Here is a 22,280-nt window from a genome sequence, read left to right on the forward strand (position 1 = left end):
GACGGTCACTTTCTGGGTTTCAGCGGATGGGAGCGGAGAGTTTCACGTAGTAGTCTTGAACTAGTTCGGACGATTCACGCGCTTGCGTCGCTCCGGTATGCAAAGAGAGGAATTGTGGATTCTCAAAACTCAGATTCCACGAATCCGTGGTGGCCCGTGATTCAGGTGCGCCTAGACGTTGCGCGCGTTCCTCCTGCCGAATGTATCGCAAGGACCAATGGGCATCAAAGGGCAGCACCATGAGATGGCGGAGGACGCGATTGGTGAGAATAGGCGCGGCCGTGCCCAGACCTGGCTCCTGGAGCAGAAGCTCCTGACTCCAGCTGGCATTCCATTCCAATTTTTTACCAATCGCAAGCCTTGCGGCACAACCTTCCACACGACCGGGCCGCACACGATTATCCGTCACATCGAGGCGTTCGCCCCAGGTCAGATCACATTGCAGCCAGGTCAGCATCGATCCGGGATAGAGACCCAGGCTCGCATAGTGTTGTTGGTAGCGGTGCAAAACCCCATCAGCGCGAATGCGTTCCCAGGTCGCCGGTCGGGTCTCGAGCGTGATCTCGGTTCCCCAAAAGCCGCTGAGCGTGACCCCCGGGACGGATTGACTTTGAATGGGTCGCGGCGCAAGCTCGGTCTTGCGGCTGAGCCGCAGATACCAGGCCACATGCTTTTCGCCGAACTGCTGATGCAAGGAGTTGGTGACAATGCCGAGCCGATAGTTATTGCGAGGATTGAAACCCAGGTCAGAACGGAAGTCCCGGCTGAAGGATTTGAGTTCCAGGCTGCTTTGCCAAATCGCACCTTTATGCTGCAATAAAACATAATGGGCATCACCTTGCGTCTCGTTGTCATCCGCCCAGCGATCGTGGGAAACGCTGAGAATGGATTGCCAACGCAAGGAATCCTCGGGGCTGAGATAATGCATCGCAGCGAGCCCGAGCGTTTGATTGGAGCCAAGGTCCTCATACGACCTATGAGTCAGCGTCATACCCAGATGATAGCCTTCGCCTTTCCAGTGCGAGCTGCCAATCAGATATTTCTGTTGCGCGCGCAAGCTGTGATAGCGTGACCCATAAGCCCCTGGCAGCAGAATACGGTTGTCGCTGCGGTCATCACCGCTCAGGATCATCGTGTCATGAGTTTGAGAGCGCCGCGTGTATTTCAAGCCCCAGCTGGGTTGCGTGATCGAACGGGTGGCCACCACCTTCAAGGGGGATTCGAGGATATCGGCACCTTCCAGAAAAAAAGGCCGGTTTTCTGGTGACGACACCGCAAAGAGGGTATTCGCCGAAAGCTGCGGTTCGTCCAGATTCATCTGGGAAAAATCAGGGTTGACCGTGGCGTCCATGATCGCCTCGGAGCTGACGCGATATTTGATATCCAACCCATGAGTGGCTCGCGCTCTATCCGTTCGGCGAAAGAGGGCATAGGGCGTCAGCCGCAGAAAATTCGGTTCAGGCAGCGCAGCCGGGCTGTCCAGGGAGGGCGCGAGGCACAATAAACAAAGAGGATCACGGGGCAGGGGAGCGTTGGCCACAGTGCGTCTTTGATCCCGCACCAGGCTCCTTTGCACCAGCACATTCCATGGCTGCGTATTGCCTTGAGCAAAGCGCAGCTCCTGCAAAGGAATCTTGAATTCCACAGTCCAGCCGCGATCAGACTGATGGCATGCCACCGTATAATGGAAATCCGTGGAAAGATCCGTACTGAGGCTGGCTTCCATGTAAAGACCATCGCTCGTCGCGCAATCCGGATTGACCTGAAAGAGCTGTCCGAAGACACGAGTACCCAAGGGATCCAGGATGATGGTGAGAGTGTCGTCGGTATCCGGGATATGATCGCGTCGACTGACATTCGATTGGCGCTCGGAGCCTGAAGGATCCTCGAGTGAGGCCCCTATGTAAAAATTATCCGTATCAAGGGCGAATCGTACCGTCGTGCGAAACGAAGCCGGGAGACCGGCCTCGGGAAGCACCTGATAAATTTGCTCCGCTGGCGCGATCGTTTGCCAGAAGGGTTCGTCCAGGCGGCCATCGATCACCGGGGCGGTATCGGCAGGCCACCGAATGGCCTGCAGAGCCAGAACTAAAAGGGTTTCATGCATGGAAACGCTCAGCTATTGGCCGCTTCCAGGAAGCTGCGGCTCTCATGATAGAGCAGGTCGATCTGGTCAGCGTAGTTGCTGATAATCGGCATGCGACGCAGTTTAAACGTTTGAGTCAAAAACCCGGTGTTGGCACTCCATTCATCAGCCGTCAGCAGGAATTTGCGGGGTGCTTCGAAACCACGAATGCTGGCGCATTGATCCTTGATGATCTTTTGAAACAGAGTCTGGATGGGTTCCATATTCAGCAAATTTTCCACATCCTCTTTGGGGATCACGTCATGGGTCTGGTTATAAAGACCGCGTGATTTGGCGTAATGAATGACCTCATCGAGATTCACATTGATCACGGCCACGGTGTAGTCGCGATTATCGCCGTAGATCAAGGAATTGGCGACATAGGTGCTCAGGTTCAAAAGGTCTTCGATCACCGTAGGAACAACGTATTTGCCGTTCTGCAGCTTGAACTGTTCCTTCACCCGGCCGCAGATGGTCAGGAATCCCTCGCTGTTGAAAAAGCCGAGGTCACCCGTGCGGAAACCGCCGTCTGCGGTCATCACGCGGGCCGTTTCCTGAGGGAGGTTATGATAACCTTTCATGACATTGGGACCGTACACGATGATTTCACCAGCGCCTGGAATTTCCGAATCACCGACACTGGTATCGATCTTCACCTGGACGTTGTGCAGGACCTTGCCGATCGTGCCGATTTTGATGTTGCCCGGATAATTGCCCGAGACCAGGGGGCTGGTTTCACTGAGGCCGTAGCCTTCATAGACGGTGATACCGAGATTGGCGATAAAAGAGGCCACCTCAACCTGAAGGGCAGCGCCGCCGCTGATCGCATACCGCAGGCGGCCGCCAAAGGCAGCGCGAATCTTGCGGAAGATCAGCTTATCCGCCACTCGATAGGCAAAATTTTGAATGATGGAACTGGGCAGGCCCTCACGTCGATTCTGAGCCCCGATCATACCGTTCTTGAAGATCCAACGAATAACAGCTGGACCGCGATGAATTTTATTCGTCACGCTTTCATAGATGCGGTTGAAAATGCGGGGGACGGACATCATCATGGTGGGCTTGATCTCGCCCAGATTGTCGAGAATCTTGCTGACGCTCTCGGAAAAAGCGCTGGAGAAGCCCATGGCAATCAGAACGTGAACCTCACCGGTCTGGCCGAAGATATGAGCCCAGGGTAGAAACGAGAGCGTGCGGTCTTCAGCGTTGAAGTCATAGCGTTGCTTGACTGCTACGATCTGACTCAGGATATTGCCATGGCTCAGCAAAACGCCTTTGGGTTTATCGGTGGTACCCGAGGTATAGATGATGCTCATGATGTCATCAAGTTTGGCTGGAATCACAGGCGTGGGATTCTTTTTGCCGAGCGCGAGCAACTTATTGAAGCAGAGATGCTCGGTTTCATTTTCGTGAATGTTGACCACATGCTGGATGTGCGGCAGCTTGAGGCTGATGCGTTCGATCACATCATGGATCACCGAGTTGTGAGCAAATACGACTGAGGCTTTGGAATCGGCCAGGATATATTCCCACTCCGTGCTCGTCTGGGTTTCGTACATCGCCACAACCTTGCCGCGCAAGCCATAGGCTGCATAGGCGGCGACCACCCATTCCACGCAGTTGCGGGAAATGATGGCAATGGTTCCGCCTTCTTCAAAACCAAGGTGTTTCAAACCGCCACGGATTTGTTCCACGTATTCTTCAAACTCTTTGAAATGAATCCAGCGCCATTCCCCTTTGATCTTGGTCCCATACATGGGACGTTCCGCAAAATTTTTACATGATTCCTTCTGCATCTCGACGAGCGACTGAAAATTTTGCATGCGGGATCCTATTTTGCTGGTTCGGCGTAGATCCATTATAGGCCAAAGGCCTGGGGTTGGCATCCCTGGGGCCATAAATTTCCCGGACTTGCCTTCGGCATTACCCTTGCAACACTAGGGAATACGCGAGATCGAGGAGCCTGAAACACGTGGATTTAGTCTGCAAGAGATTGATATTACTTATGCTGGCAGGTTGGGTCCTGCTCGGGCCGGCGACAGGTCGCGCCCTCGCGGCCAGCTATCAGCAGGCCCTGGATGCCTATGATCATCAGGATTATTCCCGCTCTTATAAAAAGGCCATGAGTCTCGCCCGGGAAAAAAAGGGGACACGGCGCGCCAAAGCTTTGATTCTGGCGGCTGCGGCCGTGCTGGAGCTGGACCGTGAGCGGAAGGCCAAGGTTCTTTTCAAAAAAGCCCTCGATGAAGATCCGGATTTGGGTTTGCCCGATGTCGTTCGCAGCCGGCGCGCCCAGAGGTTCTTTGCGGATGTGCGTGATGGGCGTGACACACGCGCCGTCGCCACCAAGGTCGAGAAGACGCCACTGGCCTTTGATCGTTTGGAAACCTATCTGCCGTTTGGGGTCAATCAGCTGGTGCAGGAAAAGTATGTCCTTGGCCTGACCCTTGGCGGAATCCAGGCTTTAGGGGTCTATTTCGCCTACGCAAAGTCCGTGGAAGCGGATGAAACCGATCAAACCATTCAGGCCGTGAGGCAGAAGGCTTTTCAATCGGGCGATGATATCAATCCGGTGTTTCTGGATTTCGTCGATGAAAATCAAGCGTTCGCGAAAAAATCACGCCAGCTTGCGCAGCTCTCGCTCGCTCTGGCGGCAGCGGCTTATGGTGGAAGCGTGTTGGAAGCAGGCTTCCGGCCACCATCGTCGACGCGGGTCACCGATCTCTTGCAACCTCGTTACACTCTCCTGGCGATGCAGCAGGATCGCACGCAATTTCGTTTGGAAATTCTGAATCCCTTGCTCGCCATCCAGGGTCTGCAGTTCTCCTTCGACTTCTGATCACGATCACCACGGTTCTCCCTCAACGTCTGATTACGATTACCACAACGATGGCCACCGAATAAAATTTTGACGGTACATTTTCATTTTACAGTTTGGGCTTAAACTGCAGAAAATGTTTTGCAAAGATACCTCTGAGTAATATTTTCGTACCATAAATCTCCAAGGACGGCGTCACTCAAACGCATGATTTTGGGGTTTTTGAGCCATTATGTTGTTTGAATTGCAGGGAAAACAGCATTGGGCCCGGCCCTTGCATAAGCGTGCTCACAACCTTTCCCAATGAGCAGTACTTGTATAGGGGCCGTTATGAAATCTAGTTTGAATATCCTATTGTCCATGGTTCTGATCACTGCATGTGGCTCGAGCAAAGACCAGCAGATGTCGACCGCCGAATTCGAGAAGGCTGTCGCCAGTAATGAAAAGCTGGCTCAGGAAGTTGAGCGTCTGAGTGATGAGCGTTCCGAGATCTCAACCGATCTTGAAACGAACAACGAAAAAGTAAGTCAGTTGCAGCAGCGTATCGACGAATTGAACAAGTCCGGAACCCAGGTGGAAACCGCCTACAAAACCCAGCTTGATGCCCAGACCCAGACTTTGGCCGAGTATAAAGCTGAGCTGGCGAAGCTGCAGGTGCAGCTGAACAATGCACCGACCGCCGATCAGCAGAAGCTGACCCAGGACAAGATCACCGCTTTGGAAACCAAAGCCAAGGGTCAGGACTCGCAGATCGCTAAATTACGCCAGGATCTGGCCACAGCGAAAAGCAGTGAGACCGCCACCGCTCGCAGGATGGCTGAAGACATCAAAACCGCTCGCGCGGCTTATGATGCTCAGATCACGAAATTGAGCCAAATGGAAACGGCCAACGCTCGCATGACAGCCGATCTGTCGGCGCAGCAGGAAGCCAACCGCAAGTTGCAGGCTCAGGCGACCGTGATGCAGGATAAGAACGCCGAACTGCAGAAGAACCTGGACGCTGCCAACACCCGCATCAAAGCGTTGGAAGCCAGCCTTGCGACTCTGCAAGGGCGTTATGACGAGCTGAAGGATATTTACACCAAAACTCAGGAAGATCTTGGCAAGACCAAGATTGATCTGGGTGCCGCTCAAGCCAGCGCCTCGGCTTTGCAGGCTGAACTCACTGCGCTGCAGCTGAAGTATCAGCAGCTCGAAACCAAGAACAAGTCCCTGGAAGCCGAAGTGCAAAAAGCCAAGGCCGATGCTGCCAAAGCTCGCGCTGATGCCGACAAGGCGAAGGCTGACGCTGCTGCTGCCAATGCTGCTGCTGCGGCTGCGAAACAACAAGCTGCTGCAGCTGCTGCTGCCGCCGCTGCCGCCGCTGCTCCTAAAGCAGCAACCTGATTACCGTCATCTAAAAAAAGAGGCCCCCTGCCAATGAGGGGGCCTTCTTTCATTTCTGCTAACTGTTTCCCGCCGTACCTCGGCACCCGGCATTTTCGATCCTTCGTGCTGCATCCGGCTTCGTTGAGCCGTCGCATGACACTCACCTTACTGATTTCGTCGAACCGTCGCATCCCTTGCCCACTCAGCTTACTGATTTCGTCGAACCATCAGTCTCCGGTATCGTGAGCAGGTCCTGCAGGAAAAACGCCGACAGCTCGGCTCGTCCGGCCAGCCCCGACTTTTGATAAATCGTGAGATTATGCTGTTTCACCGTTTTCTCGCTGACATTGCGTACGACCGCAATATCCTTAAGGCTCAAGCCTTTTAAAAGAAGAAACGCCGTTTCCTTTTCCGCCGCCGTCAAATTCCAAACGGAAAATTGTCGCACCACTTCGTGTCTAATATTGGCTGCAAAGGGGGCAATCGACCGGCGAAACTCGTCCAGCTGCTGCTCCAATGCCAGCCTTTTGCCCTCGGTTGTCCGCAGGGCCCCTTCCAAAGGCACGATCCGCTGATGCCAGATGATGAAAATTGCCGCTAGGCCCATAAAGCCGCAAATAAATTCCAAATAGAGATGGGTGGCCGACACACCGTGGTTCAGGTCGTGCCAGACATCGAATATCAGCAAGGCGATAATAATCATCAGCAGTTCGGTCAAAATCCAGTTCTGCCGCTTGGTATGATTGTCTGCGAACATCCGTTGCCCTCTCTAGGACTAAAGACCTAGGTACAGAAAAAGCCTTTAAATTCCGCTTTTTACGACTTAAGTCCTATTTAGATTTGGAAGCCTCGGGCCGATAGAACAACCCATATCGGTTGCCGTTACTTTGACCCTGGGAAGGAAATATCATGAGAGCCTGGCTTCCACTGTTTGGTCTATCCGTTCTGCTCATCGGATGTTCACAGTCGGTCCTTCGCCCTTATCAGGTCCAAAAGCCTGGTGTGACCCGTACCGATACCAGTGCCGAAGCCCCCAGTTCCGTTCCTGCTGATGCCAGCTCAGAGGTCCTGGATAACGGAGCGAAGGCTGATGATGCCGCCTCATCTGATAATTCTACCCCAGCGGCCCCAGGCGCGAATACCCCTCCGGCCAATGCTGTTCCCGCCACGGGGAGCGTGGCTGTGAATGTGAATATCATTCCACCAACTCCGGCAGGGCCTTACCGCAATCGCGGGCATATTCGAAGCCTCTGGATTACAGATGCGAATAATAAATACCTGAAAACCATTCATGCCTTGGCCGGCCAGAGGTCGGTGCATTTGAAACGCTGGCAGGTCTTTACCAATCGAACCCTGGATGCCACGACAGGAGCCACTCAGGTCACGCCAGCCGCGGGAATTCCGGTCACCGCGACCTGGGATCTGAAGGATAAAGCCGGTGCTACCATGCTGACAGGTAATTATAAATTATGGCTGGAATTCACCGAGGCCAATACACCGACCCTGGATGCTGGAAAAACGCCAGGTGATCCCGCGCAGGCGATTGATGCCACCAATGGCTATGAATATTTGGTGGTTCCCTTTAGCGTCAGCCCCGCGGGCACAACAAAAACGGATAGCAGCAACGCCGTCTTCAAAGACGTTGCTGTCAAGCATGTCCCTTGAACCTCGTAATTGGTATCCGTCCCAAGCAAGAGGCCTCTGAATCTAGAATTCAGAGGCCATTTGCATTTTAAAAAAAGAACCCGCCGAAGGCCTGAGCCATGGCGGGTTGTATTGTAATCGTCAGCGTAAAGAATTAGTCGCAGGTGCCTTTGGGCAGGCCGAGGTCAACACCGGAATCTTCCTGAACCCAGCAGATGTTCGCGTGCATCAGGCCGTAGATACCGCCGGTACCGCAGGCGCCGCCGCGTGAAGTCACGCCGTAAACGCGCCACTCACCGTTTTCGAGCTTGCCGAACACAGGACCGCCGCTATCGCCTTGGCAGGAATCCTTGCCGCTGCCACCGATGCTGATTTCATTGCTGGTCAGCTTGGTGATTTTGCCGTCCACTTCAAACTTCACGCCGAAGCCGCCATCGTCACGGTTACCGAAACCGACGATATGGCCCACGCCGCCGATGCCAAGCAGTTCTTCTTTTTCTTCTTCAGCGGTCAACACGGGAATATAAGCTTCTTCAGGCAGATCGAGCGCCTGTGTCAGCGTGATATAGGCGATATCGTTGGTCGTCGAATATTTTGGAGAATACTTGATGGTCTTTGCCTGGTATTGACCCGACACACGGCCTCCTTCTTTGCCGTCACCGACATAAACAGCGACGTTGGCTGCCTTGAAGCCTTTCGCGCAGTGAGCGGCAGTGATCACAACAGTAGGAGCAATAGCTGTACCTGAACAGTACATTCCGCCGCTTTTTTGCGTGATAGCGACGACGTTCTTCCAACCGCCAGTTGGCACGCGGGTGCCGCCGTAAACTTTCTGCTCGCTGTTGCTCTCGGTTGTGGAGCCGCAACCAGCAGCCATCGCCAGCAATACGGAACAGGGAACCAGTGCTACTGCCTTGTTGAATCCTGCCATTCTTTTCATGCACGCCTACCTTTTGTGAGTTTGGAAATTTATCAAAAACCAAGCATCTCTGTTGACTGACTAGCCAGGCCAAGGGCAAATGGGCAGTCAAAAAAAATGAATGGACGACATTTTGAGCCTTTTTAGGCCCCAAAATGACCCTTATCGATGGGCTCGAAAGTGAGATGGCGTGTGCGATTGGGCAAAATAATGAAGAAGGGCTAAGAAAAATCGTAAGAATCCAAAAATCCGGGGTTCAAAAATGCTCAAATACCCTGAGGGAGGGAAATGGCATCATCGCTAGCGATAACAAAAGATAAAGGGCCGCTCGGGCCCCGACTCGCCCTTTTAGAATTGGCAGCTTTCCAGCTCAATCTCCTCTTCGGAACCATCCGCCTGTATAAGGGTTGCACCGTCGCCATCGAAGACTACCGTAAAGGCGCTTTTCGCTTCGGTGTCGCCGCTGCTCTCCAGGATCTGACCTTCGATACTGCCTGAACTGGGGTGGCAGCTGCCACCTGTGCTCAAGACCAGATTTTTGTATCGCAGGATCACCGTTCTCGCATCCTGATGGGTCGATACCACGGCGCCTGATACAATTTCCACACGCGTCAGGCCCGCGCCGCGGGTTCGGGTTTTTTCCAGCACCAGGGGTTCGTTGGCCAGCGTCGTCACGGATCGAGTGATCGGCGTATCGGTATTCTTCCGGAGCAGGGACACGGTGCTATTCAAGGTTGAAGTGCGCCGTACGATGAGGCTTTCCAAAGGCGATGATCCAGAAACCTTGGCAAATTGCACTGTCCGTTCGCTCGCCACGGTGAGCTCCGATTCGCTGACGGCACTGCCATCCGCCTTCAGCACCACCGAACGCTTGCGGCTCTTCTCCAGTTTCGCCACGGTTTTCAGTTCCGCCAGTTGGGCCCAGCTAAGCACAGGACGATTGTTGTTACAGACCAGCACACCCAGGGTCGCGGGCACGGCGTAGTTCATATCAAGGATCGTGGCCAAGGAATCCTTCTGCACCTTGCGTTTGGACGGCCGACCGTATTCCGTTTCCAGGGCGACACTGCGAGTGGTGCGCACATCAAGACTGCCATCGGTCTGTGGCGTGCATAGGATTTCCACGTCAGTCAGGTCTTGACGCGTTCCGGCTGCCCAAGTCGGCGAGACCCCGGGACCGTTCCTATCGTTCGCCATGCTGATCAGGTCCAAAGCTGGCGAGGTCTCATGAGCACTGCTCTCGTTTGCCGAGCCAATCAGCGCCAAAGCCGATGCCTCGCTATCGCTGCCATCGTTCACCGAGCTGATCACTTCATCATGCTGCATACCCGCAACCAAAGCGAGCTCGCTCGTTTCGCTGGTCACGGGTTTGCCAGAGTTCCCCACATCCGTGCCGCAGCCGGGATGCAAGAGAAAAAGACCCAAAAAAAGGATCGAGAAAGGAAACGCAGTCGGCCTTTTCATGTTGATTCCGTCCTTTGCTTACGCGTCATGGGAAACAGCTGCAGGCTGAGTTGGTAAACCCGCTCGGGCTCGGGATCCTGCGCGGCGAGGTCCATAATCTTTTTACGAAAGTTTCGGATCTCTTTTTTGATTTTAGGCATTCGCTCCGGAGCTATGGCCATGGACGTGGCGCTAATTTCCCGTTCGTCCACGCTGATCGTCATCAGAGCCTGCTTGGCCAGTTCCAGGATTTTTTGATGATAACGCACCAAAGCCATCGACATGATTTCGTGACCTGTGGACACGCGCGCCTGGGTTGGTTTGAGTTTTTTAGTGTCAGGATCCATGACGAGGAGCCCGAGTTTTTGCAGCAGGGCAAGCGATTTTTTCGCCTGATCCAAACGTATGCGCGGAATCAAAGCTGCGGCCAATTCCTGCGGATCGTCGGTGAAATGCGGCGTGAAACTGAACTCATAGATGGCCACATGATACCATTCGGTGAAGTATTCAAGCTGGGCCATCAGCTCATCCGAATCGGCAATGGTTCGGGTTTTCTGCTTGACCATATTCTGCAGCATGACCTCGCGTTCGGGCGCCAGATCACTATCAAAGTACGCGACCAGATCGTCCCAGTATTTGCGTTCTCCTGCTTTTAACTCCAACGCCTCAGCGATCTTGCGACCGGTTTTATTGGTGAGCGGCCTTTGGCCTTTGACGATCAGGTACATGACGTTGCTGCGCGCAAACCCGAGATCTTCCGCAAATTGCATATAGGAATAGCTGTCCATTTCCATTTTCATGGCCTGGTACACAGCTTCCAGATAGGCCTTGTAGTCAAGGAATCGGGTGACTGGTATTTTGCTGCTGACATTCTTCAGAACCCGAATCTGCTTCATGAACGCCATCCTTTTCGATTCTTAATATCTTATCGGCCGGCTCATTCTGCAAACAAGTGAAAATTATAAGCCCCCAGACCCATTCCCTAATTCACAGCAAGGTGAAGAATGCGGGGCTGATTTTGCAAATCCCGCCAACCCTGAACTGTCAAGGTTCTTAACAGCTGTCAGGGGCACTCCCGCAACCGATCTCTTTAACGAATGATAAGGACAGTGAAAAAGCCATCCTAAAACCGCGGCATGGCGCGGAACCAGTCTTGCAAGATAGGAGGGGAGGGACCGTAGATTCCAATGCTGTGCTGATGTTGATGTGGAACCGGAGAGGGGAAGAGATGATGAAAAACCAAATGCGATTGGTGGCTTGGGCTGCAGTTTGTCTGATGACGACCGAAGCTCGCGCGAATATCACAGGTTCTGACCTGCAAAATTTCAACGCCTCCTATACGCCTGGAGATGTGGTCACGGTCCATAGCGCCAGAACCATGGGCTCGGGTCGACTCAGCCTCGGACTCTTTGCCAATAATGCGGTGAATACCCTGCCTTACTTCAATGAAGAAGGCCGCCCTAATATCGATCAGAAGAAATCCTTCAATAACTCCGTGACAGGCCTGGAACTGGCTGTGAGTTACGGTATAACTTCCTTCTGGGACATCAGTCTCGCGCTGCCATCTTACGTGGCGCAAACGGTGGAAAATGATGATCAGCTCCATGGTTATTTTGCTCGACTCGGCATTACCGAGCTGCGCCTGGCGACCAAATTTCAGCTGATCGACTTCGATGGATTTGCTCTGGGTTTGATCGGAACCGCCAATCATAATCGCGTTCAAAACAATCCGTATTCTGGCAATTTGGAATGGCCGGCGTTTGCCTTGGAACTCCTCGGCACTCTGGATTTTGGTTTTTTAAGCTGGTCCACCAACATGGGCTATCGTTGGCATCATGGCGAACCCACGGCGGAGCTGCTCGAAGTTCTCCCGCTGCAGCGATTCGGTGACCAATGGGTCGCGTCGACAGGTGTGGACGTTAAACTGCCTTCGACCAAGCTCACGGTTCAAGGTGAAATCTATGGTTCTTATGCCAAGGAAGATTTTTCGAGCTTTTCACCGCGCAATTCCTCGGTGCTGGAAGGCCTCGTGGGTTTAAAGTATCCGCTGAACGATGACTGGACCCTTTATGGTGGTTACGGCGCAGAAATGCGGCATGCGATCAGTTCCGCCGATCACCGGATCTACGCCGGTGTGCGTTGGATGACGGATCTGACGCCCGTAAAACCAGTTGAAGTTGAGCCGGCACCCACGCCTGTGGCCCCGATCGTGCCCGTCATGGGACCGACCATCACCCAGCGCGCGCCGGATGCGATCATTGAATTGGATGATATTTACTTTCAGTTTGATTCGACCGAAATTCGTGATCCCAAAGGCTATGAAGTGATGCAAAAGCTCAAAGAGCTCCTGCAAAGCAATCGAACCATCGACCGCGTGGTGGTGGAAGGTCATGCCTGTTCGATGGGAACGGATGACTACAATTTTGAATTGAGCGATCGTCGCGCCGATACCATCGAGCGCTGGCTCATGAGAAACTACGGAGTGCCGCCGGAAAAACTGCTGACGGTCGGCTGGGGTGAAAAACGTCCCAAGGTCAGTAACGCGATTGAATCGAGCCGTATGTTAAATCGCCGGGTAACGTTTAAGATCTACTACGAAATGCCGGGTATCCCGCGACCGCTTCCCACCCCGACGGTTCAGGCTGAGCAAGCTCACTGATACCGTCCCCCTGTGATCAAAAAAAAGCCGGATCGGCCCTGGGCCAATCCGGCTTTTTTAATTTTTATGGAAAAATGAATTCTTTTTTGAGAATTTGGGTACCTCAATTCCGCTCCAGTCTGAGCACCAAGGTGCAGATAAGGATCTCGGGCCGCTCGGTGAGTCGCCCGAAGGGAAAGCGGAGTTGGCCTTACGACAGAGGGAGTACCTTTTATGTTCTCAGTCAAGAATCGCCTAACACTCGGAATGACGCTCGCGGCAGCCTTGGGCTTGCAGGGTCAGTGGCTACGGGCCGCCAGCAATGAAATCGTGATCGGCGTCGCCGGCCCGCACACGGGCGCGAATGCCCCGTTCGGCCTTCAGCTGTGGAAAGGTGCTGAAGCCGCGATTAAGGACATCAATGATGCCGGTGGCATCAACGGCAAAAAGCTGCGTGCGGTGAAGGCAGACGACGCCTGTATACCGGCCCAGGCCAAATCCGTGGCCAACAAACTCGTCAACACCGAGGGCGTTACTGCCGTAGTCGGACACTTCTGCTCGTCGTCGACCATTCCTGCCGCCAGCGTTTATCGTGAAAACAACGTTTTGATGATCACACCAGCCTCGACCAATCCTCGGGTGACCGAAGACGCCGCATTTAGAGAAAAAGACTGCGCGGGCGTGACCGATGCTGGTAAAAAGGCCAACTGCGAACTGCAGAATCACAGCGTCATCATGCGGATGTGCGGACGTGATGACCAGCAGGGTGTGGAGGCCGCTGAGTTTGTCCACAAAGCTCTGAAAGCCAAGAAGGTGGCCATTGTTCATGACAAGGACACCTATGGCCAGGGCCTGGCGGATGCGATGAAGGCGCATTTGAAAACCCTGGGCATGCAGCCGGTGATTTACGAAGGTCTGACTCGCGGGGAAAAGGACTTTAACGCCCTGGTTACCAAAATCAAGGCCGCCCAGGCTGATGCCGTCTACTTTGGTGGACTGCACGCGGAAGCTGGCCCGCTGCTGCGTCAGATGCGTGAGCAGGGATTGAAAGCGGCTTTTATCTCGGGTGATGGAATTGTGTCCGAGGAATTTGTGTCGTCGGCTGGCGGCGAAAAATTCGTCAGCGGTGCTTATATGACCTTTGGCGCCGATCCTCGCAAACTGCCCGAGGGCAAGAAAATCGTCGATACCTTCCGTAAGACCGGTTATGAGCCAGAAGGTTATACCCTTTATTCCTATGCTTCCGTTCAGGCCATTGCCGCTGCCATCAAAGGCACCGGTGAAATCCGGGACGGCCGCAAGCTTTCCAAGTGGCTCTTCGATAACGGGACCACAACCGTCATGGGCCCCCAAAACTGGACGAAAAAAGGTGATCTTCAGAAATCCGGTTATGTGATGTATGTCTGGGATACCAAAGGCAAGTACGCTGAAGTCAATAACATGTAATCGACAGGTCCTTCACCTTGTGTGAGGGACTTCGCCTGGGTTCGCGCCCGACAGCCCGCGTGGAAACGCGGGCCCTTGTTTTTTAATCTTCCAACTGGTGCAACGATGGATCTTTACGTACTGGGTCAACAGCTCGTCAATGGCCTCGTCCTAGGGGCGACCTATGGCCTGATCGCAGTGGGCTATACCATGGTCTATGGGATCATCGGCATGATCAATTTTGCTCATGGCGATATCTATATGATTTCTGCCTATCTCGCTGCCATCGGGCTTGCGGTTCTGGCCTGGATGGGAATTTCCTCGCCCTTTCTCTTGATTGCTTTGACGCTGGTCTTCGCCATCGTCGTGACCAGCACTTATGGTGTTGTGATTGAGCGTCTCGCCTATCGACCTCTGCGCAAGGCCAACCGCTTGGCTCCGCTTATCTCGGCCATCGGTGTGTCCCTGATTCTGCAAAACTACGTGCAGCTGAGCCAGGGCGCTAAAAACCAGGGTGTACCGACGTTGATAGATGGTGCGGTGCGCGTCGGCAGCACGGAACAGTTCTTTCAAATTACCTACACGCAGATTCTGATTATTTTTGTGGCCCTCTTCAGTATGGGCGTCTTGAATGCCGTCGTTCGCTTCACCGCGCTGGGCCGGGCCTGCCGTGCGACTCAGCAGGATAGGGAAATGGCGGAAATTCTCGGTATCAACACGGATCGAATCATTGCCATCGTTTTCGCGCTCGGTGCGGCCATGGCAGCGGTAGCGGGTGTTCTCATTACCTTGAATTACGGCAGCTTCGATTTCTTTGTCGGCTTTGTCACGGGTATTAAAGCCTTTACCGCGGCCGTTCTGGGTGGCATCGGGTCCCTGCCCGGAGCCATGCTGGGTGGCATCCTGCTGGGATTGGCGGAATCGCTCTTCTCAGGTTTTGTGAATTCAGACTATAAGGACGTCTTTGCCTTTGGTCTTCTGGTGGCCATTCTTATCTTTCGTCCCAGCGGACTCTTGGGCAAACCCGTGGTGGAGAAAGTCTAATCATGCGCACGAAAAATCCTCTGCATATTTTGATCGCAATAGCGGTAGCTGGCCTGGCCGCGCTGGTGATGACCGGTCCCCTGTCGGGCCTTATCCTCGACGGCTACGATTTTCAAGCCAACTTCAAAGTTCCCCTGATACTTGCGGGCTTTGCCATGTTCGCGCGCCTGCTCTTCGCGGTTCTGCCCATGGAACGCCTGCGCCCGCATAAGACCGAGCTGCCGCCGAAACCAGCCACCTTCAAACCCTGGCAGGCCGCCCTCGGTTTTTTTGTGGTCTTTGCCCTTTGTGCCAGTTTCCCAGTTTGGGGGTCCAAGTACTGGATCACGGTTCTGATCATGGCCCTTATTTATGTCCTCCTCGGGTTGGGACTGAATATCGTGGTGGGCCTGGCCGGACTTTTGGATCTTGGATTTGTGGGATTCTATGCGGTTGGAGCCTATGGGTATGCCCTGGGGTTCAAGTATCTCGATCTCGGTTTTTGGGGCGCGCTGCCGACGGCCGCGCTCACCGCTGGACTCTTTGGTGCCGTGCTCGGATTTCCCGTTCTGCGTATGCACGGCGACTACCTCGCGATTGTTACATTGGGTTTTGGTGAAATCATTCGATTGATTCTCAATAACTGGCTGGATTTTACCGGTGGTCCCAACGGACTTGATGCCCCACCGCCAACGTTTTTAGGCTGGGAATTTAAGGAGTTTGCCAACCAGGGGGGAACGCCGTTTCATGAGGCCTTTGGTTTTGAATATTCAAAAGGCCTTTTGGATGGTTTCATCTACCTGACCCTGCTGGTGGCCGTAGCGCTTACTCTCTATGGCGTTCATCGACTGCGGCGCATGCCGATCGGCCGAGCCTGGGAAGCCTTGCGCGAGGATGAAATCGCCTGCCGCTCGCTGGGTTTGAATCACGTGAACATCAAGCTCTCGGCCTTCATGATGGGAGCTTCCATTGGTGGCGTCGCTGGGGTGTTTTTCGCAGCCTACCAGGGCTTTGTATCCCCGGTATCCTTCAGTTTCTTTGAATCAGCTTTGGTGCTCGCCATCGTCGTCCTGGGCGGCATGGGGTCCTTGACAGGAGTGGTGCTCTCGGCTCTCTTCCTGACAATCATGCCCGAACTTCTGCGGGAATTTTCCGACTACCGGATTCTGGTATTTGGCATTGCCATGGTGCTGATCATGATCGTGAAACCGCGCGGACTGGTTCAATTGCGACGTCCTTTCTTTGCTGTGAAGGAGTCGTAAGATGAAACCTTTGCTCCGTGTCGAGGATTTAAGCGTGCGCTTTGGGGGCATCATGGCCCTCAATAAAGTGAACTTTGAAGTGACCGAGGGTTCCATCACCGGATTGATTGGGCCCAATGGTGCTGGCAAAACCACAGTTTTTAACTGTTTAACCGGTTTTTATCGTTCCCAGGGCGGCGCCGTCTGGTTGAAAACTCCCGAAGGGGAGGTGAACCTGAGCACACTCCTGGGAGCCAAGTTTCGCCTGGAGGATCTGGGGCAGCCCGCTAAACTCCTGGAAAAGACCTACTACGGATTTTTCGGAGGGACGCATCTCGTCACCCGCGCCGGTGTCGCGCGTACGTTTCAAAACATTCGCCTCTTCCGTGAAATGAGCGTTTTGGAAAACCTGCTCGTGGCCCAGCACCTGCTCGTGAATCGCAATATCCTATCCGGAGTGCTGCAGCTGCCCTCCTATCGGCGGGCGGAAGAAGCTGCTGTGGACCGCGCCTATCAATGGCTCAAAACCGTGAAGCTCGAATCCTACGCGAATCATCTCGCGGGTTCCTTGTCCTATGGCAATCAACGTCGTTTGGAAATCGCTCGCGCCATGTGCACGAGTCCGCGTTTGATTTGTCTTGATGAACCAGCGGCTGGCCTGAACCCCAAGGAAACGCGGGAATTGGCCGACCTCATTCGCCTGCTGCGGGAAGAGCATCGAGCTACGGTTTTGGTCATCGAACACGATATGTCGCTCGTCATGAGCATCTCCGATCACGTCGTCGTGCTGAATTACGGCCAGGTGATTGCCGCTGATCGACCGAAAGCCATCCAGGAACACCCTAAAGTCCTTGCCGCGTATCTAGGGACGGAGACCACTGCATGAATCAGCCTTTGCTTGCCATTGAAAATCTTAAAGTGGCCTATGGTCCGACCGAAGTGCTGCATGGCGTGAGTCTGGATGTCAAACGCGGCGAGATCGTCACGCTGATCGGCAGCAATGGAGCCGGTAAAACCACACTGCTGAAGAGTTTGTTCGGAGCCCCGCGCGCCCGCGAAGGCCGCATTATGTTCCGCGGTGAAGATATCACGGCGGTGCCCACGCATCGGGTCGCCAAACGCGGCCTGTCGCTGGTTCCAGAAGGAAGGCATATCTTCCCCGCCATGTCTGTGGTCGAAAACTTAAAGATGGGCCTGACCGCGCGTCCTGAAGCCACGGGTGTGGAAGAAGATCTGCAGACCATTTTTAAGGTCTTTCCTAGACTCGAAGAACGCAGCACGCAACGCGCTGGGACCCTGTCCGGCGGGGAGCAGCAGATGCTGGCCATTGGTCGCTCGCTGATGGCCAAACCCGAGCTTTTGCTTCTCGATGAACCCAGTCTTGGTCTTGCGCCTTTGGTGGTCAAGGCGATCTTTGAAACGCTTAAGCAGGTTGCGTCGCAAGGCATGACCATTTTTCTTGTGGAACAGAATGCCAATCAGGCTTTGCGGCTGGCCGACCGCGCCTATGTGCTGACGAACGGCCGCATCACACTCACCGGCAAAGGCCTCGATCTTCTCGCCAACAACGAGGTGCAAAAGGCTTACCTGGGCGGGCACTGAGTTTTCATCTTGGTTTATCTTAGTACCTCCGCCCCCAGGCGGGACAATGCTTTCCAGCAATTTCAGCCACATGAGATTTTTTCATGTTCTGGCAGGATCCCTGCATAACGCTCGCAACAGAAACAGAAATTTATGCGAGGGATCTCATGCAATTTAAATTGAAAACGTTGGGACTGTCTTTGGTCCTGGCTGGAATGATGTCACCAGCGCTTGCTCAAGACGACGCTCCAAAAACCTTCATCATTAATAATATCCGTAGCAATGGCACGGGCTGCCCCCTGGGCACTGTGGCTCGAAACATCTCGCCTGATCAGCAGGCTTTTACGCTGACCTTCAGTGAATTTTTCGCCGAAGTGAGTCCGGTCTCTGGCATTCAGCAGCAGCGCAAGAACTGTCAGGTGGTTTTTGATACTGAACAGGAGACGGGCTGGGAATATGCTATCTTTGCTGTCACCTATCGTGGATTCGCGGGTCTGGATGCGGGTGTAAGCGGTCAGCAGACTCTTCGTTTTGGTGGCATGGGCAAGAAAGCCGAAACCACCATGAGTCTGGTCGGTCCTTATGATGATAACTATATCAACGCGCAGGAAGTGCCGGTGGGCAATCTCAAATGGAGCGGCTGCAATAACAACAAGCAGAAGGACTTCACCATCGATGCGACGCTGAACCTGCAGGCCCCGGATGCCAATTCCAAGGGTCTTTTTACCGTGGATACCTTCGACGGCGAAATTCGTCAGGAGTATGAAGTGCTCTGGCGTGATTGCAAAGGTGGCAAAAAGGCCGTCGCGATCTGTCGCCTGACCGTGCAAGGTCAAGACGGACCATTTCAGCTGGTCAGCAAGCATCCCGCCAAAAAGCAGGACCAAGCTTTGGCTAAAGCTAAGTCAAAAATGGCGAAGAATTGTGACAAGTACAAAGGGCGCGCACCGAACTGCGATGCCAACCAGGCAGTGTGCACAGTTGTTAATCTCTAAGCCTCTTCACAAGTGCCTGAATTTATGTATAAATTCAGGCCTGCCTGAAACCCCAGTCGCTCCTGCCCCTTTTCTTGTGGCGGATTCAACTTTGAAAGACTAAATTGCGGATCTCAACCGGGAGAAAGACCGCCAAGCTCCCTTGATCACTCGGATTTTACAAGCTATGCGAATGTCGGTGTCACGCGACAAACTTCGTTTCCTGCTCCGGTTATGGCCTGTGCCTATCGTTGTTCTATTGGCGTTTAGCGCGATCATGCTTTACCAGATGGATGGCATCGTGCGCGAAAAGTTTGAGGGCAAGCGCTGGCGTTTGCCGTCGGTAGTTTACGCGCGCCCGCTCGAACTCCATGAAGGCGCTCCTCTTCGCGATGAAGACTTGGAAATGGAACTCCAGGAGCTTAGCTATTTCAAAGTCAAGGATCCCCAGCAGCCTGGGGAATATTCGCGACATGACGACAAGTTTGAAATTCAACGGCGCGGCTTTCCATTCTGGGAAGGAGCCGAAGGTACAACGCGGATTGAATTCCGTATCGTCAAATCCCGTGTGACCGACCTGAAGCAGGATGGCAAACCGAGCGAATTGAGTCGACTCGATCCGATGAAAATCGGTGGCATCTACGCCACCCAAAAGGAAGATCGCAAACTCGTGCAGCTGAAACAGGTGCCGAAGTATGTGATTGATGCTTTGATTGCGATTGAGGATCGTGAATTCTATGATCACTTCGGTGTGTCGATCAAAGGCATCAGCCGAGCGATGTGGACCAACTTCAAAGCTCGGCGCTGGGTTCAGGGCGGCAGTACACTCACGCAGCAGCTGGTGAAAAATTTCTATCTGACGCCTGAGCGTTCGATCAAAAGAAAATTCACGGAAATGGTTTATTCCGTGCTGCTCGAGCTGCATTACAGCAAAGAGGAAATCCTCGAAACCTATATCAACGAGATCTACCTGGGTCACAGTGGTGACAGCGGGGTGCACGGCTTCGGCCTGGCCAGTGAATTCTATTTCGGGCGCCCGCTGGAAGCCTTGAGCCTCGATCAGGCCGCGGTGCTGGCTGCGATTGCCAATGGCCCTTCCTTTTATAACCCTGGCCGTTATCCGGATCGCGTGAAAAAGCGTCGAAATAAAGTCCTGGCCTTGCTGCTCGAAGACAAGAAAATTACCAAGGCCGCTTATGACCAGGCCCGTCGGCAGCCCATTAAAGTGCGCCCATCACTGCGCTGGGCTCCCAACCGTTTCCCTGCGTTTCTGGATTTGGTCAGGCGTAACCTGGACCGTGATTATCAGACAAAGGATTTGGCGGAAGAAGGTCTCAGAATTTTCTCGACGCTGGATCCGATCACGCAGGTGCTGACAGAAAAAGCCATAGCTGATTTTATGAGGCGACAGGGAAAATCCGGCGGCAAGCTCCAGGTGGCATCCGTGGTGGTGTCCGAAAGCGGCGAAGTGCAGGGTGTGATCGGTGACAAGGTCGCTGGTTTTCAAGGTTTCAATCGAGCCCTGGACGCCAAGCGTTCGATCGGTTCTTTGGCCAAGCCTGTGGTTCTTCTTTCTGCTCTGGCGGAACACTCCAAATATACGCTCGCCACGCACATCTCCGATGGCCCAGTCAGTATTCCCTTGAGTTCAGGGCAGGTGTGGGAGCCGCAAAACATCGATCATGGCGACCACGGCAACGTCAGTCTTCTCACGATGCTCACGCAGTCTTATAACCGTGCTACGGTCAGGCTAGGGCGGGAAGTGGGCCTTAAAAAAGTGCAGGAGACTTTTCGTAAGCTCACCGGTTCAACCGAGATTCCTGATAATCCCTCGATCATGCTTGGTGCTCTGGGTATGAGTCCCTACGAAGTTGCGGGCATGTACTATCCATTCTTTTCCGGTGGCTATCGTACCGATCTTAAGGCCGTGCGCGGTGTGCAGGACCATGATGGCAAACGAATCAAAGCCTATCCGAGCAAAGTCGTAAAAATATTCGAACCGTCGGTCATCCATGTTCTGCAGTATGCAATGCGAGCCGTTATTTTTGAAGGCACGGGGCGCGCTGCCTTTAGCTTTATGCCGGGTGACCTTACCGCAGCGGGAAAAACAGGAACATCCAATGATCAGCGGGACAGCTGGTTTGCTGGATTTACCGGCGATAAATTGGTCGTGTCCTGGGTGGGCAATGACGCCAACGATCCGACCCGCCTGACCGGAAGCAGCGGTGGTCTGCATGTTTGGGCTCAGATCATGTCCAAAATCAGTCGCCAGGGTCTGACGCTGAATGCGCCTCCCGGCGTCCAGTATCAGTGGGTGGATAACGCCACGGGTCTTTTGAGCTCTGCCGATTGTCAGGGTGTACGTTATTTGCCTTTTGTGGGTAATTCCGCTCCCCGAGATTCTGTGCCGTGCCCCGTTTTGCCGGAAACCATTCATCCTGATCAGCCGCCAGCGACGACAGGGAAAGAACCTGCAATGTTGGATTGGCTCTTTAAACTCATGCAATAGAAATAAAAAACAAACATGCCAAGCAAGTTTTTGAGTTCCGCTTTGGGGGCCCTAGTTATCCTGATTTTGGCGGGAATTGCCAACACCTGTGTACACGCTCCAGAACCTGAGCCGGTTCCTGTCGAGGAAAAACCCGAAGAGACCGTGACAGCTCCAAGCATGGAGTTGATCCGAGAGCCTTTGTCACCCGCGGTGCAATCGCTCCTGCGTAAATCCCAGGCGGCTCTGGAGCAAAAGCAGTATCAGGAAGCCGAAGCCCATGCAGAGCGTGCTTATCGGATGGAAGGACATGATTACCGTGTGCTCTTCATGCGAGCCCGGATCAGTCTCGCGGCCGGTTCAGCAGACGACGCTGAGCAATGGGCGCAGCGAGCTTTGGGTACATTGCCGACCAAATATAAGACGCATCGGAAACAGACCTGGGAATTCATCGCCCGCGCCCGAGCTGCGCGTGGAGATGAGGCGGGCCATGACGAGGCTCTCCGCCAGGCCCGCGATATTCGCTAGTCCTTGGAATTGGTGACCTGCAATGTCCACCAGTCTTCAGAATGGGCAGCCCGCAAAATCCACCA

At 53.8% G+C, this 22,280-nt stretch carries 18 protein-coding genes; 12 read left to right on the forward strand and 6 right to left on the reverse strand.

The window, feature by feature from the left end:
• Positions 1 to 19: 19 nt before the first annotated feature.
• Together VE954_RS25300 and VE954_RS25305 are read right to left on the reverse strand one after the other, a co-directional pair.
• Complete coding sequence (locus VE954_RS25300) at positions 20 to 2,107, reverse strand: carbohydrate binding family 9 domain-containing protein (RefSeq protein ID WP_324958088.1); 2,088 nt, start codon at positions 2,105 to 2,107, stop codon at positions 20 to 22.
• 8 nt (positions 2,108 to 2,115) lie between these two features.
• Entirely contained in the window at positions 2,116 to 3,948 is a 1,833-nt protein-coding gene (locus VE954_RS25305; RefSeq protein WP_324958090.1) for a long-chain fatty acid--CoA ligase, read from the reverse strand.
• 149 nt (positions 3,949 to 4,097) lie between these two features.
• Here VE954_RS25305 and VE954_RS25310 point away from each other — a divergent pair, with 149 nt between their 5' ends.
• The gene (locus VE954_RS25310) at positions 4,098 to 4,964 is read left to right on the forward strand and encodes a hypothetical protein (RefSeq protein WP_324958092.1); all 867 of its coding nucleotides are present in this window, start codon (positions 4,098 to 4,100) and stop codon (positions 4,962 to 4,964) included.
• 309 nt (positions 4,965 to 5,273) lie between these two features.
• Complete coding sequence (locus VE954_RS25315) at positions 5,274 to 6,329, forward strand: hypothetical protein (RefSeq protein WP_324958094.1); 1,056 nt, start codon at positions 5,274 to 5,276, stop codon at positions 6,327 to 6,329.
• Positions 6,330 to 6,513: 184 nt separating this feature from the next.
• On the opposite strand, the gene VE954_RS25320 is transcribed toward VE954_RS25315, so the two are convergent.
• Positions 6,514 to 7,068 carry a helix-turn-helix transcriptional regulator gene (locus VE954_RS25320; RefSeq protein WP_324958096.1) on the reverse strand — a complete coding sequence of 185 codons (555 nt, stop codon included), beginning with the start codon at positions 7,066 to 7,068 and terminating at the stop codon, positions 6,514 to 6,516.
• Positions 7,069 to 7,220: 152 nt separating this feature from the next.
• Between VE954_RS25320 and VE954_RS25325 the strand changes: the two genes are divergently transcribed.
• The gene (locus VE954_RS25325; protein WP_324958098.1) at positions 7,221 to 7,976 is read left to right on the forward strand and encodes a hypothetical protein; all 756 of its coding nucleotides are present in this window, start codon (positions 7,221 to 7,223) and stop codon (positions 7,974 to 7,976) included.
• Between the two features lie 133 nt (positions 7,977 to 8,109).
• On the opposite strand, the gene VE954_RS25330 is transcribed toward VE954_RS25325, so the two are convergent.
• The 3 genes from VE954_RS25330 to VE954_RS25340 form a co-directional block, all read right to left on the reverse strand.
• Positions 8,110 to 8,895 carry a S1 family peptidase gene (locus tag VE954_RS25330; RefSeq protein WP_324958100.1) on the reverse strand — a complete coding sequence of 262 codons (786 nt, stop codon included), beginning with the start codon at positions 8,893 to 8,895 and terminating at the stop codon, positions 8,110 to 8,112.
• A gap of 327 nt (positions 8,896 to 9,222) precedes the next feature.
• Positions 9,223 to 10,338, reverse strand: coding sequence for a hypothetical protein (locus VE954_RS25335; RefSeq protein WP_324958102.1), 1,116 nt, complete (start codon positions 10,336 to 10,338; stop codon positions 9,223 to 9,225).
• The gene (locus VE954_RS25340; protein WP_324958104.1) at positions 10,335 to 11,213 is read right to left on the reverse strand and encodes a TIGR02147 family protein; all 879 of its coding nucleotides are present in this window, start codon (positions 11,211 to 11,213) and stop codon (positions 10,335 to 10,337) included. Before VE954_RS25340 ends, VE954_RS25335 begins: the two co-directional genes overlap by 4 nt.
• Positions 11,214 to 11,545: 332 nt before the next feature.
• Between VE954_RS25340 and VE954_RS25345 the strand changes: the two genes are divergently transcribed.
• The 9 genes from VE954_RS25345 to VE954_RS25385 all read left to right on the forward strand — a co-directional run bounded on the left by VE954_RS25345 (position 11,546) and on the right by VE954_RS25385 (position 22,215).
• On the forward strand, positions 11,546 to 12,976 hold the full coding sequence (locus VE954_RS25345; RefSeq protein WP_324958106.1) for an OmpA family protein: 1,431 nt from the start codon (positions 11,546 to 11,548) through the stop codon (positions 12,974 to 12,976).
• Between the two features lie 213 nt (positions 12,977 to 13,189).
• Entirely contained in the window at positions 13,190 to 14,401 is a 1,212-nt protein-coding gene (locus VE954_RS25350; protein ID WP_324958108.1) for a branched-chain amino acid ABC transporter substrate-binding protein, read from the forward strand.
• A 105-nt stretch (positions 14,402 to 14,506) separates the two neighbouring features.
• Positions 14,507 to 15,424 carry an ABC transporter permease subunit gene (locus VE954_RS25355; protein ID WP_324958110.1) on the forward strand — a complete coding sequence of 306 codons (918 nt, stop codon included), beginning with the start codon at positions 14,507 to 14,509 and terminating at the stop codon, positions 15,422 to 15,424.
• 2 nt (positions 15,425 to 15,426) lie between these two features.
• Entirely contained in the window at positions 15,427 to 16,665 is a 1,239-nt protein-coding gene (gene livM / locus VE954_RS25360) for a high-affinity branched-chain amino acid ABC transporter permease LivM (protein ID WP_324958112.1), read from the forward strand.
• A 1-nt stretch (position 16,666) separates the two neighbouring features.
• Positions 16,667 to 17,530: an ABC transporter ATP-binding protein gene (locus tag VE954_RS25365; RefSeq protein ID WP_324958114.1), complete on the forward strand. Its 864-nt coding sequence runs from the start codon at positions 16,667 to 16,669 to the stop codon at positions 17,528 to 17,530.
• A complete protein-coding gene (locus tag VE954_RS25370; RefSeq protein ID WP_324958116.1) occupies positions 17,527 to 18,246 on the forward strand; it encodes an ABC transporter ATP-binding protein in 720 nt (239 codons plus the stop codon). The genes VE954_RS25365 and VE954_RS25370 overlap by 4 nt, the downstream gene beginning before the upstream one ends.
• Positions 18,247 to 18,392: 146 nt before the next feature.
• Positions 18,393 to 19,220: a DUF4360 domain-containing protein gene (locus tag VE954_RS25375; protein WP_324958118.1), complete on the forward strand. Its 828-nt coding sequence runs from the start codon at positions 18,393 to 18,395 to the stop codon at positions 19,218 to 19,220.
• Positions 19,221 to 19,386: 166 nt separating this feature from the next.
• Positions 19,387 to 21,708: a penicillin-binding protein 1B gene (mrcB, locus tag VE954_RS25380; protein WP_324958120.1), complete on the forward strand. Its 2,322-nt coding sequence runs from the start codon at positions 19,387 to 19,389 to the stop codon at positions 21,706 to 21,708.
• Positions 21,709 to 21,723: 15 nt separating this feature from the next.
• Complete coding sequence (locus VE954_RS25385) at positions 21,724 to 22,215, forward strand: tetratricopeptide repeat protein (RefSeq protein ID WP_324958121.1); 492 nt, start codon at positions 21,724 to 21,726, stop codon at positions 22,213 to 22,215.
• The last annotated feature ends 65 nt before the right edge of the window (positions 22,216 to 22,280 follow it).

This window comes from Oligoflexus sp., from assembly GCF_035638955.1.
Lineage (GTDB): Bacteria > Bdellovibrionota_B > Oligoflexia > Oligoflexales > Oligoflexaceae > Oligoflexus.